This is a genomic window from Labrenzia sp. THAF82, assembly GCF_009363435.1.
Classification (GTDB): Bacteria; Pseudomonadota; Alphaproteobacteria; order Rhizobiales; family Stappiaceae; genus Roseibium; species Roseibium porphyridii.
Window position 1 is genome coordinate 4,056,762 of sequence record NZ_CP045354.1, and the last position, 13,801, is coordinate 4,070,562.

At 54.3% G+C, this 13,801-nt stretch carries 10 protein-coding genes; 5 read left to right on the top strand and 5 right to left on the bottom strand.

Going from position 1 to position 13,801, the window contains the following annotated elements; all coding sequences use genetic code 11:
* Positions 1 to 60: 60 nt before the first annotated feature.
* Positions 61 to 1,482: an 8-oxoguanine deaminase gene (locus FIV00_RS18650; RefSeq protein WP_152502165.1), complete on the bottom strand. Its 1,422-nt coding sequence runs from the start codon at positions 1,480 to 1,482 to the stop codon at positions 61 to 63.
* 114 nt (positions 1,483 to 1,596) lie between these two features.
* Positions 1,597 to 2,997 carry a Si-specific NAD(P)(+) transhydrogenase gene (gene sthA / locus FIV00_RS18655; RefSeq protein ID WP_152502166.1) on the bottom strand — a complete coding sequence of 467 codons (1,401 nt, stop codon included), beginning with the start codon at positions 2,995 to 2,997 and terminating at the stop codon, positions 1,597 to 1,599.
* Between the two features lie 490 nt (positions 2,998 to 3,487).
* Here sthA and FIV00_RS18660 point away from each other — a divergent pair, with 490 nt between their 5' ends.
* The 3 genes from FIV00_RS18660 (at position 3,488) to FIV00_RS18670 (ending at position 7,424) form a co-directional block, all read left to right on the top strand.
* Positions 3,488 to 5,674, top strand: coding sequence for an anthranilate synthase component I (locus tag FIV00_RS18660; RefSeq protein ID WP_152502167.1), 2,187 nt, complete (start codon positions 3,488 to 3,490; stop codon positions 5,672 to 5,674).
* Positions 5,675 to 5,742: 68 nt separating this feature from the next.
* Positions 5,743 to 6,267 (top strand): TerB family tellurite resistance protein, encoded by a 525-nt coding sequence (locus FIV00_RS18665; RefSeq protein ID WP_152502168.1) that lies wholly within the window; start codon positions 5,743 to 5,745, stop codon positions 6,265 to 6,267.
* A gap of 230 nt (positions 6,268 to 6,497) precedes the next feature.
* Positions 6,498 to 7,424, top strand: coding sequence for a hypothetical protein (locus FIV00_RS18670; RefSeq protein ID WP_209006610.1), 927 nt, complete (start codon positions 6,498 to 6,500; stop codon positions 7,422 to 7,424).
* A 66-nt stretch (positions 7,425 to 7,490) separates the two neighbouring features.
* On the opposite strand, the gene FIV00_RS18675 is transcribed toward FIV00_RS18670, so the two are convergent.
* Positions 7,491 to 8,582: a metal-dependent hydrolase gene (locus FIV00_RS18675; RefSeq protein WP_152502169.1), complete on the bottom strand. Its 1,092-nt coding sequence runs from the start codon at positions 8,580 to 8,582 to the stop codon at positions 7,491 to 7,493.
* Between the two features lie 127 nt (positions 8,583 to 8,709).
* Positions 8,710 to 10,554 carry a dihydroxy-acid dehydratase gene (ilvD, locus tag FIV00_RS18680; protein WP_152502170.1) on the bottom strand — a complete coding sequence of 615 codons (1,845 nt, stop codon included), beginning with the start codon at positions 10,552 to 10,554 and terminating at the stop codon, positions 8,710 to 8,712.
* A gap of 339 nt (positions 10,555 to 10,893) precedes the next feature.
* Here ilvD and FIV00_RS18685 point away from each other — a divergent pair, with 339 nt between their 5' ends.
* Positions 10,894 to 12,222 carry a sugar porter family MFS transporter gene (locus tag FIV00_RS18685; protein WP_173006050.1) on the top strand — a complete coding sequence of 443 codons (1,329 nt, stop codon included), beginning with the start codon at positions 10,894 to 10,896 and terminating at the stop codon, positions 12,220 to 12,222.
* Between the two features lie 3 nt (positions 12,223 to 12,225).
* Here FIV00_RS18685 and FIV00_RS18690 read toward each other — a convergent pair whose 3' ends face one another.
* Positions 12,226 to 13,197, bottom strand: a complete 972-nt coding sequence (locus FIV00_RS18690) for an AraC family transcriptional regulator (RefSeq protein ID WP_247649253.1) — start codon at positions 13,195 to 13,197, stop codon at positions 12,226 to 12,228.
* Positions 13,198 to 13,317: 120 nt separating this feature from the next.
* On the opposite strand from FIV00_RS18690, the gene FIV00_RS18695 reads away from it, so the two are divergent.
* Positions 13,318 to 13,722, top strand: a complete 405-nt coding sequence (locus tag FIV00_RS18695) for a DUF4345 domain-containing protein (protein WP_173006051.1) — start codon at positions 13,318 to 13,320, stop codon at positions 13,720 to 13,722.
* Positions 13,723 to 13,801: the final 79 nt, after the last annotated feature.

Sequence of the window (13,801 nt, forward strand, 5' to 3'; positions counted from 1 at the left end):
TTCAGATAGAACCGCCACAGAACGCTGTAGAGCGACCGCCATCGTCTGAACGCTGCCTCATCAGAGATCAGATGCCAGTTCCAGGCTCAGGCGATTGTGTTGATTGATGACGGGCGCCATATCCATCGTCACCACAGCGCCGTCCTCCACCACTGTTCTGCCATTGATCACTGTTGTTCTGGCAGACTGAGGAGTACAGAAGACGACCGCTGCAACCGGGTCATGTAGAGCACCAGCAAACTGTATGGAATTCAGGTCCAGAGTGAAGAAATCCGCGCATTTGCCAACCTGCAGCGAACCGATGTCATCCCGCCCCAGAACGGAAGCGCCACCGATGGTCGCAAGTTCAAGTGCTTCACGCGCAGTCATCCACTCATTGGCACGCAGTGGATGAGCAACCGGCAACAGGGCGTGTTTGCGTGGACCTTCCGGCGGCATAAGGCCCAGTTGCAGTCGTGCCAGAAGCATGGCCTGCCGAACTTCCATCAGCATATTGGATCCATCGTTGCTTGCGGATCCGTCGACACCAAGCCCAACCCGAACCCCGGCGGCCATGTACTTCTTGATGGGTGCTATTCCGGAAGCAAGGCGCATATTGGAACAAGGGCAATGAGCAGCGCCACAGCCCGTTGCTGCGAATAGCCGGATTTCATCGTCGTCAACATGAATGGCATGCGCGAACCAGACATCTGGTCCTGTCCAATCAAGCCCTTCCATCCATTCCACGGGGCGTTTGCCGAAGCGTTCAAGTGTGTAACGCTCCTCATCCAGTGTTTCACAAAGGTGGGTGTGCAACATCACGCCTTTGTCTCTGGCGAGGCTGGCACTTTCGCGCAAAAGATTTTCAGATACGGAAAACGGTGAACATGGCGCCACAACAATGCGTGTCATCGCACCATGCGACGCATCATGGTACCTGTCGATTACCCGAACCGTGTCGGTAAGGATGTCGTCTTCATTTTCAACACACTCATCCGGCGGGAGCCCGCCCTGGCTTTCACCCAGCGACATGGACCCACGGCTTGCATGGAAGCGCACGCCAAGATCTTTCGCTGCTTCAATCTGGTAATCGACCTTGTTGCCGCTTTGGAATAGATAGGTGTGGTCGAATACTGTCGTACACCCCGACAATGCCAACTCCGCCAGACCGACCAGCGTACTGGCTCTTGACGCCTCCGGATTTGTTTTTGCCCAAATCCGGTAATGTGCCTGAAGCCAGGGAAACAGATTGTTGTTTTGAGCCGCCGGTAGATTGCGTGTCAGCGTCTGATTCAAGTGGTGATGTGTATTCACAAACCCGGGCAGAACAATCTGACCTGTCGCATCAATAACCTTTTCCGCTGTTTCCGGAAGGTTTTCGGTCGGGCCGACTGCTTTCAGGATACCATTTTCAGCAAATAAGCCGCCGCCTTTAATTTCACGGCGCTCGCCATCCATGGTCACGAGCATGTCGGCGTTTTTCAAAAGCAGTGTTCGGACCATTGGGATTGACCGGCTCGAATCGTTGTTGTCGTACAATTACGTACAGCTTATGTGTCCAGCCGTTCCAAAGCTATTGACGAAATTGCGGCCGTCACCTGCTTTTCAAGACAGCTTTTATTCCTCAAGAGGCGGCATGCGGTTCCAGGCATCCAGCGCAGCTATCTTGTAGGCTTCAGCAAGGGTGGGATAGTTGAATGTGTTTTCAACGAAATACTCCAGTGTACCGCGCAGGTTCAGCACAGCCTGACCGATATGCACCAGTTCAGTGGCGCCTTCGCCGACGATATGACAACCGAGCAATCGCCGGGTCTTGAGCGAGAAGATCAATTTCAACATCCCGGTGTCCAGTCCCATGATGTGCCCACGAGACGTTTCCCGGAACCGGGCCACTCCGCACTCATAGGCAATGCCCCGCTCTCGTATTTCTTCCTCAGTCATGCCCACAGTCGAAATTTCCGGGACAGCATAAATGCCATATGGGAAGTATTCCGGTGGATCGTAGGCGGTCTCGCCCAGCGCGTGACAAGCGGCAATGCGCCCCTGCTCCATGGAAGTCGACGCAAGGCTTGGAAAGCCGATGACGTCGCCGGCGGCAAAAATATGCGGTACCGATGTCTGGAACGTCATCGGATCGACTTTCAATCGCCCCCTGTGGTCGGTTTCAAGTCCACACTTGTCCAGGGCCAAGGCGGGCGTGGCCCCCATGCGGCCGGCCGCAAACAATATGACATTTGATCGGATGCAACGCCCCCCTTCCAAGGTGATCTCGCAGTCCGCAGCCCCGTGCTTTTCAATTTTCTGAACAGTCGCACCAAAGCGCAGTGCAATGCCACGATCACGCAGCTGATGCGTGAAATCGGCGACAAGTTCCTTGTCCAGGAAATCGAGCATTGTTTCCCGGGGCTCCACAAGGGTGACGTGCACATCAAGAGCCGAGAAGATTGATGCGTATTCAACGCCGATCACACCGGCACCGATCACCGCGATTGATCTCGGCAGTTCATTCAGTTCAAGAATTTCGTCGCTATCGAGCACATATTCGCCGTCGAACGGCACGTAGTCCGGTCTGAAAGGTTTTGTGCCCACCGAAATGATGAATTTCTCTGCCTCAAAGGTGTGGACTTCACCAGCTTCTCCAGTGACTTCGATTGTGTGCGGACCAAGGAAGCGCGCTTCACCTCCAATAGTATCAACTTTGTTGCGGGCAAACTGATGTTCCAGAACTTCAACTTCATGGTCGAGTGTGATGTGAAGTCTGGCCCTGAGATCATCTGCTGTCAGGTCTTCTTTCACACGGTATGAACGACCGTAGAAACCACGTTCTCTCCAGCCTGTCAGATTGAGCACTGTTTCACGCAGGGTCTTGGATGGAATTGTGCCCGTATGCACAGAAACACCGCCGACCCTGCGACCGCGTTCGACGACCATTACGTTGCGGCCAAATTTTGCCGCCTGGATCGCTGCCCTGCGTCCCGCGGGTCCGCTGCCGATCACGATAAGATCATACTTGTCCATTGTGCCCCTCATTGCTCCCACCACACATTGCAGCGCAACAACAGCATCTGCAAGAAGGCGTCAAGATCCGATACCGGAAAGTCGTGAATTGAGTGTTTGCTGCGGTTCGCTCAGTTGTTGATCTGCTTGTTTGTTGAGCAAATTTGAAGAATTTGAGCACCGGTTGGTTGCCAGTCCGGTCCAGCTCTTTGTCAGATTACGACAATGGTCACATGCAAACGATTGCTTCCATGGCGAAGTTTGATTCCATCAGACAGACGAGGCAACAAAGCCGTTGCCAACCTCTGCACCTTCCGCTATGGCTGTCTGCATGTTGATGAACCTGAAAGCAGCTTGGTGGTGGCGCGGCGCAAAATAGGCGGCCGACGATCACTCATGCTCTGAACGGATCATATTTTCACCAAGGCCGCCGCGGGACACCGCTGGCGGCCTTGGTGCATTTAAGAGGCTGCTGGTAACTCTAGGCAGCCATCAATACGGGAACAGACCAATGCCGGCGCTGGCAGATCAGACCTATGAAACCAAAGGCGGGATCACAATCCTGCGCACCTCGCGTCCTTCCGACTATGAGACTGGGACTTCGGACTGGATCGACAGGTTGGATTCCGAGTTGGGAGCTGTCCTTGCCTCGTCCTATGAGTATCCGGGCAGGTACACCCGTTGGGACATGGCACTGGTCAACCCTCCATTGGTGATGGAAGCAGCTGATCGTAAAGTTGAGATCCGGACACTCAACGAGCGCGGCATGGTTATCCTTCCCGCCATTCGCGATCTTTTGAAATCTCATCCGGACGTGGAAACTTTCGAGGCCAGCGATACCAAGATCGAGCTGACGGTGAAAGCGCCGGATCGCTTGTTCAACGAAGAAGAAAGATCCCGGCAGCCATCGACATTCTCGATTGTTCGGGAGTTGAAAAATTTCTTTGCCTGCGATGACGATCAGCTCGGCCTGTATGGCGCTTTTGGCTACGACGTTGCCTTTCAGTTCGAGCCGATCGATCTAAAATTGCAACGGCCTGATGATCAGCGTGATGTGGTTCTGTTTTTGCCCGATGAAATCCTGATCGTCGATCACCACGGCAAGCGGGCCTATGTTCTGGAATACGATTTCGTCGTGAACGGACGAAGCACCAAGGGGTTGGAACGAACTGGCGAAAAACGCCAATATACACCAGCCAATATTGATCCTGGCCGCGGCGATCACGAGCCAGGCGAGTATTCGAAACTTGTTGAAAAGGCCAAGGACTATTTCAGGCGTGGCGACCTGTTTGAAACTGTGCCCGGCCAGACATTCTATGAACCTTGCGCCAACCCGCCGTCTGCTGTTTCGAGACGTCTGGCTCAAATCAACCCCTCCCCTTATTCCTTCTTCTTCAATCTCGGCAACAACGAGTATCTGGTCGGTGCATCACCGGAAATGTACGTTCGCGTAACCGGTGGGCGCCGTGTGGAGACTTGCCCGATCTCCGGCACGATCAGACGCGGAAAAAACGCAATTGAAGACGAGGCGCAGATCCGCAAACTGCTGAATTCCGAAAAGGACGAAGCGGAGCTTACAATGTGTTCCGATGTCGACCGGAATGACAAAAGCCGTGTGTGCGTCCCCGGCTCCGTCAAGGTGATCGGTCGCCGTCAGATCGAAATGTATTCCCGCCTCATTCACACGGTGGATCACATCGAAGGCATTCTTCGCGAAGACATGGATGCGCTTGATGCGTTCCTGTCTCATACTTGGGCTGTCACCGTCACCGGAGCACCAAAACGGTGGGCGATGCAGTTTATTGAGGACCACGAAAAGTCCTCGCGTGCCTGGTATGGCGGCGCCATTGGAGCGGTTCTCTTCAACGGCGACATGAACACCGGTCTGACACTGCGCACGGTGCGCATCAAGGATGGCATGGCTCAGATCCGTGCCGGTGCAACCCTGCTCTATGATAGCGTCCCGGAAGATGAAGAAGCCGAGACGGAACTGAAGGCGGAAGCCATGCGTGCTGCGGTCAGGGAAGCGGGTCTTGCTTCCAAGTCGGCAGAAAAACGTGAAGAAGCAAAACCCGGCAAGGGCATGAAAATCCTGCTGGTCGACCACGAGGACAGTTTCGTCCACACATTGGCGAACTATTTCCGCCAAACAGGTGCGGATGTTGTCACCTACCGCACCCCGGTTGCAGACCATGTGTTCCACGACGTGGCACCGGATCTGGTCGTTCTATCGCCCGGCCCCGGAAACCCCAAAGACTTTGACTGCGCCGCAACCATCGGCCGTGCTCGTTCCCGTGCCTTGCCAATATTTGGCGTTTGCCTTGGTCTGCAGGCACTTTCAGAATATTTCGGCGCTGAGCTTGGTCAGTTGGAAACACCCATGCACGGAAAACCTTCGCCGATCAGCTTGTCCGGCAACTCCATGTTGTTTGATGGTCTTGAGGCACCGGTTACAGTCGGACGTTACCATTCTCTTTTCGCCAACCGTGACACACTGCCGACGGACCTGCGTGTCACTGCAGAAACTGAGGACGGAGTGGTCATGGCCGTCGAGCACCAAAAAGAACCGATCGCCGCCGTCCAGTTTCATCCTGAGTCCATTATGTCTCTTGACCAGGACGCGGGGCACAAGATTATTGAGAATGTCGTCAGCCGACTGGTGTCTGCAAAAGCGCAGGACGTCGCAGCGGCATCGTGATGCTTGTCACGGCGGTTCCATACCAATCGCCGTGTGCTGCCTGCCACTGCATTTAGAAGAGGTTTCCTTTGCACATCCTGCTCGCAGCGCTCGCACTTGTTGCCATCATAGCCTACTGGATCTTTCGAACCGGCCAGACCACACAGTCCTCGGGCACTGCCCTTGAAGCACCTCAGAACGTCAAAGCGGCGGCCAATCGGTTTGGATACAAAGCACTTCTGAACCAGCATCCGACGGAAAGCGTTGATGATCCGCGTGTGACGGGTGCTGCGTTGCTGATACTGGTCGCGGAAATTGATGGCGGCATTTCCAGGGCAGAAAAGGAGAGTATAGAGGAACAGTTGCGGAAGGTCTTTGAGCTTTCTGAGTCGGATTCCAGAGAGCTCTATGTTTTCGCTAAATGGATCGCCAGCCAGAGCAGCAATCAGGATGACATGATCCGCAGACTGATCATGCGAACCGTTAAGCTCGGCGGACGGGATACAATTCCAGACATGATGCAGATGGTGAACGCGGTAGGGCGCGCCGATACGGGAACTTTGACCGATGACACGCAACAGGTGATAGAGCGATTGAAGCAACTCCTGAACTGACAAAGAGACCGTACAGACTAGCAGCTCAAAACAAGAGTTTGGCCATGACGTCTTTTGCCTGTTTGAAGACGAGCCATTTCGGTGTTTAATCCCTTAGAACATAATCTATAATCGGCAACAGACACGTTTGGTTTTCAAGGTCATTGTCATTGAATTCAGCCGCTCGCTGGCCTTCAACGGAAGAAGCCTCTGACGTCAGAAACTGCGAGAATAGGCACCAGGGAGAAAACATGTTCGAGGCCTTCCGCCGGATAGGTTCAAAGTTCCTGCGGTCATCTCTGATGTCTATCTACGCCATTGTTTTGGCCAGTGGACCTAGCCTCGTCGCAAGCGCACAAGAAAGTGGGAATGCGGAGAACCAGGACGTTCAAAACCACATTCTCGGCATTGGCATTTGCCCGCCTTGGAACCCACAGTCGCCGGAAATGTGCAAGAACAGCTTGGACAAGGTTATGTCCGCACTCGCACCACGACTTGATGCAAGTCCCAGCCAGACGCATTTGCTCGTGAACGAAGGAGCCAGTGCATCCGCGCTGAAGCTAAAAGCAACAGAACTTTCCAACAATCTCGGCCCGGATGACCGTCTGATCATCTACGCGAACCTTCCCTTAAGCAGCGCAGAGGTGGCTGACGCAGATACAGCCTTCGGCCATGTTTTGGAACTCTGGGCCGATCAGTCCCCCGAAACAGCCGGCGAAGCAATAGCTGAAGGCATCTGGATGTCTGCGCCGGCCTTCGCGGCCATGATACATACCATTCGCGCCGGTGAAGTTGTGCTGATCCTCGACACCAACAATTCCTATGCGGTTAATCTGGACCTTCTGGATGAGCATTCAGTCGATCTTGAAAACCGGCCAGAAGCGCTCGTCACATCATCCGGCCAGGGCCAGATGGCCAACTATAGCGCTGACAGAACGATATCCCTGTTCGCGAAGCACTTGTCCCTGGCTCTCGGTGAAACAGAGGGAACGCTCCTCGATGTGATGACCGCTGCCTCGCAAGGTACGAGACAAGCGGCAATTCCGATCTGCGCCTCCTTGAAGGAACATCAAGGCGCTGACAGCGACCACTCGCCTGATTGCACACAAGTGCCCGAAGTCCACGATCCGGACAGTCTGCTCAGTCAAACGCTCCTGGCCCCGTTGCCGGAGAGCTGACGAGAGAACACTGCATCGCACGGACTAGGGGCGTGCAACTTCACAGAAAATCACTGCAACTTTCACCTAGCCAGCAGTAGTAGGCTCCTGGCCGCAAAAATTCTGCGCCGCTACCTCTATGGGTTTCACAAGCCGGGCTTCCGCGGTTCGTTGGCGTGGTTCACCTTTTAACCGCGCTCCCAACCATGCCCAGTCGTCTTCTTCCACGCGAACCTGGTCCACAACACGTTCCGGTTCGATCGGTTGCAACTTGTCGTCCTTTTGCTCCGCGATGGCAAAACGAAAAGCATAGCCTGGCGTCAATCCCATGCGCAGGTCCGATACAACAACTTTCCCATCGACCAGATCAGCCTTGTAAAAACCTCTGCTAAACCATTCCAGTTTGTTGAATGCAGGCGTGTCCTCAATACAAGCAACAAGTTCCGGGTGACGAGGATGCGCATAGATTTCCGGATCTCCATCCCCATCAAAGAGAGAAACATAGAGGTTTTGGTATTGGTCATCCTTGAGGCCGATAACCTTCCATAGAAGAATATTGAACGGCGCGGCAATGGCATAAATCGTGTCAGGAGGAGTGCCCACTTCAGCAAACAATTGCTCGGCTTTACCCTCGACAACTTTCTGGACGACCATCGAAAGCCCCAGATATCCGGTCGAAAAAATCAGGGCTGCAGCTACTCCATTTCGAAAGCGTGTTGTCCAGGATTTCTTGAAAAGTGCCCAGATGACGATTGCAAGCAGTGGAAGCGAATATGTCGGATCGATGATGAACACTGAGCCAACCCCAACAGGATCGGGGTACAACGGCCAGAATATTCTGGTTCCGTAAACGGTCATCGCATCGATAACGGCGTGCGTCGACAGACACAGAAACACGGTTGCCCAGACGAGCCATCTGCTTTCCCGCAGTCCCTTGAACAATCGCAGCAGAATTTCTCCGATCACTGGCGCTGCAAGCGCATGGACAAAAACAGAATGCGTCCAGCCGCGATGATACACAAAGCTGTCTATGGGGTCGTCAAAGGGGATAAATACATCCAGATCCGGCAAGGTGCCCAGCACACCTCCTATGAGCACCGCCTTCCGCGGACCTACCTTGCTCCCCAGACAAGCAGTGGAGACGACCGCGCCAAGGGCAAATTGTGTCAAAGAATCCATGAAGACAACCGGTGGGATAAGAAACGACAAAGTTAGCCGGTTATGTGAGGCACGCACCAGCAGAAGACAATGGTCAGAAATTGAAAAAGGCGGAAGTTTTCTGCCTGTTTCCGGTGCAACTGTCTGCTTAGTCCACTTCTCTGATAGCGCCTTTGGCAGCGCTCGTTGTCATTTTGGCGTATGCCTTGAGTGCTTTGGTAACCTTGCGTTTGCGTTTTTCAAGTGGCTTCCAGGCTTCCTCGCCCTTGGCATTCATGGCAGCACGGCGATCTGCAAGTTCCTCGTCTGTGAGGTCAACTCGCAAGACACGGTTCGGAATGTCGATGACAATCGTGTCGCCTTCTTCCACGAGGCCAACTGCGCCGCCTTCAGCGGCTTCCGGCGACATGTGACCGATTGAGAGGCCGGATGTACCGCCGGAAAAACGCCCATCCGTGATCAGTGCACATTCCTTGCCAAGCCCTTTCGACTTCAAATAGCTGGTCGGATAGAGCATTTCCTGCATGCCAGGACCACCGCGCGGACCTTCATACCGGATTAAAACGACGTCGCCCGCTTTGACCTTGTTGGTGAGAATTGCAGAAACGGCGCTGTCCTGACTTTCAAAAATACGGGCCGGGCCAACAAATTTCAGGATGCTATCGTCCACTCCAGCTGTTTTCACAACGCAGCCGTCTTCAGCAATATTGCCGTAAAGCACGGCAAGTCCGCCATCTGTGCTGTAGGCATGATCCAGTTCGCGAATTACTCCCGACTGGCGATCAAGATCAAGATCGTCCCAACGGCGGTCCTGGCTAAAGGCCGTCTGAGTGGGCACGCCACCTGGAGCGGCTTTGTAAAACTCATGCACACTTTCAGAGTTTGTCTGGCAAATGTCCCACCTGGCCAATGCCTTTTTCATGCTGGAGGTGTGAACGGTCGGAATGTCCGAGTGCAGCAATCCTGCCCGATCGAGCTCGCCCAGGATCCCCATGATGCCCCCTGCCCGATGGACATCTTCCATATGGATATTTTCAACCGCAGGCGCGACCTTGCAGAGCACCGGCACCTTTCTGGACAAGCGATCGATATCGTCCATGGTGAAGCCGATTTCACCTTCATATGACGCGGCCAAGAGGTGCAGAATTGTGTTGGTGGACCCCCCCATTGAAATGTCGAGGCTCATGGCATTTTCAAAGGCCTGGAAATTGGCGATCTTGCGTGGAAGCACGCTCTCGTCATCCTGCTCGTAGTATCTTTTGGCAAGATCCACAATCAAATGTCCGGCTTCGACGAAAAGGCGCTCTCGGTCAGCATGCGTGGCGAGGGTTGAACCGTTTCCAGGCAGAGATAGTCCCAACGCTTCCGTCAAACAATTCATGGAGTTGGCCGTGAACATCCCCGAACACGAGCCGCAGGTTGGGCATGCATTTTGTTCCATGGACAACACGTCCGCGTCAGACATGTTTTCGTCTGCGGCCGCAACCATTGCATCAATGAGATCGATTGCCTTCTCAACCCCGTTTTCGAGCACAACCTTGCCGGCTTCCATCGGTCCACCAGAAACAAAAACGGCAGGAATGTTCAGCCGCATGACGGCATTCAACATACCTGGGGTGATCTTGTCGCAATTGGAAATACAAACAATCGCGTCCGCGCAGTGGCCGTTGACCATGTATTCAATGGCATCGGAGATCACTTCGCGCGAGGGAAGCGAATAGAGCATGCCGTCATGGCCCATCGCGATGCCATCATCGACCGCAATCGTATTGAACTCCTTGGCAACTCCGCCAGCCTTTTCCACTTCACGGGCCACAAGCTGACCGAGGTCCTTCAAATGGACATGACCCGGCACGAACTGAGTGAACGAGTTGGCAATCGCGATGATGGGTTTGCCGAAATCGTCTTCCTTCATCCCTGTAGCACGCCAAAGGCCGCGTGCACCGGCCATGTTACGGCCATGGGTTGAGGTTCTTGAACGATAGGGAGGCATTTCACTTATCCGTCTTGCTGGCGGGCATTTTCATCGCCTCAACGGCTGAAACCCGTCAATCCGGATCCAGATAAATGCCCATTTGTCATTGATCAGGGTGTGACAGGTTTTTGAAATTCGGGAAAGGACAGATCCTCGAAAAAGAGTACGCTCCGGTACGGTTGGCGATTTAAAGGTCATGAATTCGCACAATCGACATATGGTTGCATGAAAGATGCTGCCCATTCAGGGCTTGCATCCGGCCGCTACAAGCGCAATGGTTTTGGATCGGTTTCAAGCTTCAGAAAAATCACAAAGATAGAGCCAAACCGGAAAGCTGCGTTATTTGGGAGGCATGCAGTGCTCATTTTGCTGGCCGTTCTGGCCGCCATGTTCGGTTTCCTGTTTGGCACGGACCAAGGCGTCATCTCAGGCGCTTTGCCACTTTTGAAAAAGGAATACGCCTTCACGGTTCAAAGTGAAGGCTTCATGACGGGCGCTGTTCCCTTCGGAGCAATTTTCGGGGCAATCGCCGCGCTCCTTCTCGTCGATCGCTTCGGTCGCAGACCCATGCTGATCTTCAGCTCAATCCTGTTTGCCGCCGGATCGCTTGCAGCCGCCTCTGCTTTCGGTGTCTGGTCGCTAACGGCAGCCCGCGTGATCATCGGAGCCGCTATCGGTGTTTCCTCTCTGGTCGCCCCCATGTATCTGGCAGAGATCGCGCCAGCGCGTATTCGCGGCGCTGTCGTTTCCGCGTTCCAGCTTATGATCACCGTCGGCATCCTTGCCGCCTTTGTTGTTGATTGGGCTTTCTCGTTTTCAGGGTCCTGGCGGCTGATGCTCGGGTTCAGTCTTGTGCCAGCTTGCATTTGCCTGACTGGCATCCTGCGCGCTCCGGAAAGCCCACGCTGGCTTGTTCTGGCAGGCCGGGAGAAAGATGCGCGGCAGGTTCTGCAAACCGTTCAGCCTGACATCACGCCGGGACGGGTCGACAAGATCGTCAATGAGATTGAAGCCAGCCGTCCGTCCGACCCGGCTCAGGAAAGCTGGAGTAACTTCAAAAATCCACGCCTGCGATTTCTGCTGATCTTCTGTGTGGCCGCCTTCTTCCTGCAGCAATTCAGCGGAATTAACGTCATCCTGTCGTATGCACCTCAAATCCTTGAAAAAGCAGGCCTCAGCGGTCTGGCCAACGAATTGATTGCCACTGCTGGCATCGGCGCATTGAACGTGGCAGTGACCATCTTATCAATGCTCATGGTCGATCGCCTCGGTCGCCGCCCCTTGTTCATCTTCGGCTTTGCTGGTGCCTTCCTAAGTCTTACGCTGATTGCGGTTCTCTTCCAGATCGACAACCCAGGCTTTGCATGGCTCACTCTTGTCGGGCTCTTCGCTTTCGTTTTCTTCTTTGCTGTCAGCCTCGGACCACTCCCCTGGCTTTATATGTCCGAGTTGTTCCCGCTCGCCCTCAGAGGCAAGGGAATGGCGATCGCCTCGCTTTCAAACTGGATTTGCAACTTCCTTGTCGTCTTTCTGTTTCCTGCGCTCGCGGCCGGTCTGGGAGAAGCCATGACCTTTACGCTGTTCGCTCTTTGCTGTGCGTTCGGGCTTTGGTTTTCCTGGGCATATGCACCTGAGACACGCGGGATTTCGCTGGAGGAAATCGACCAGTCGATTGCAGAAAAGTAGTCTTCAGAGTTTGCGGAATGAAGCAGGCGTCTGACCGACGACACGCTTAAAGGCGCGTGCAAATGCTGCTTCGGATTCATAACCAACGGAAGAAGCAATCTCGGCCAGGGAACTGCCGCTGTTCTTCAATTCGCTGCAAGCCAGCTGCATTCTCCATCGGGTCACGTAATTCATGACCCCGTCACCGGTCAATTCCTTGAACCGAGCAGCAAACGCCGATCTGGACATGCCGGCATGTTGGGCAAGACGCTCTATCGTCCAGGAGGCGTCAGGCTCTTTGTGAAAGACCTGCAGGGCTTTGCCCACCTTCAGATCACGGAGCGCCGCAATCCAACCGGTTTGTTGATCCGGTGACCGCTTCAACCAACTTCGAATGGCCTGAACAACCAAGATGTCCGTGAGGCGCGTGAGCACCGTTTCACCGCCGGGCTGTGGGTTCCGGGCCTCTTCTGCAAGGTATTGAAGCGTACCTTCGAGCCACCTGCCCGCCTGCAAGTCAAATTCGTCCAGAAATATCACCTGAGGCAGAAGCTCAATCAGTCTTTCGGCCGCTACATGGTCCACTTTCAGCACACCGCAGGTCATGCGTGTCATGGCGCCGCCGCCTCCGAAACTCATGGTTTCGAAATTTGGGCTGTGCCTTTTGGCGGGAATGTCAAAGAGAGGTGTCAACGGGCTGCCTGCGTTATCACGCAGGTCTACCGCGCGTCCATGCGGAAGCAGGGCCAATTGGCCGTGCCCCAGCTCAAGCACGTCTCCGTTCTTGAGGTCCAAGATACACTTGCCTTCGGTCACGACGATCAGAACCAGTCGCTTCGCAAGCTCCGGAACCGCAATACCCCAAGGCGCCGTCAGTTCCGGCACGCAATAAAATGTCCCACTGAGATTGAGCAGGTGAAGCACTTCGCTCAACGGATCACGCTTGTCGGTGCTCACAGGCGCGGGATTATTCTCTTCAGCAACGATATTGGACAAGGATGTGTTTCTGAGCCTGATTCTGGACGATCTGCTGACTTTTTAACACTTTCAAGCATGGAAAATCCAGACCAGCCCCGTCACCTTTACGCCAGACCAAACCACAACCGGAGAATTGGAATGGCCAGCATTCAAACAAAAATCGCCCTATCCCTATCAGCTTTGACACTGGGTACCGTCGGCAGTCTCGTCGTTTTTGCGCCTGCGTCTTTGTTTGAGCTGAACAAAGTCGTTCTTGATCCGTCTGCGGCCATGATGAGTGAAATCAGAGCTCCCGGCGTGCTGATCCTCGTCGGTTTCGCCCTGGCAATGGCCGGCTTGAAAGACGATAGACTGCTGAGACCAGCACTCACCTTGTCGGCTGTGCTGCTGCTATCCTATGGCGTTGGACGCCTGATCAGCCTGCCGATAGACGGAATTCCACCTGTGTCGCTTCTTGCGGCATTGGCAATAGAGCTTGTTCTTGGCGCATGGTGCGCGCTCCTTGTGGTCAACGCGCGCGCGCCAACGCAGCAAACAGGCTAAAAAAAGCCGGTGCAGGCAAATGCACTGCACCGGCTAAGCTTCAGACCGCCTCAGAAGGGGTGGATGTCAGACAGCCTGA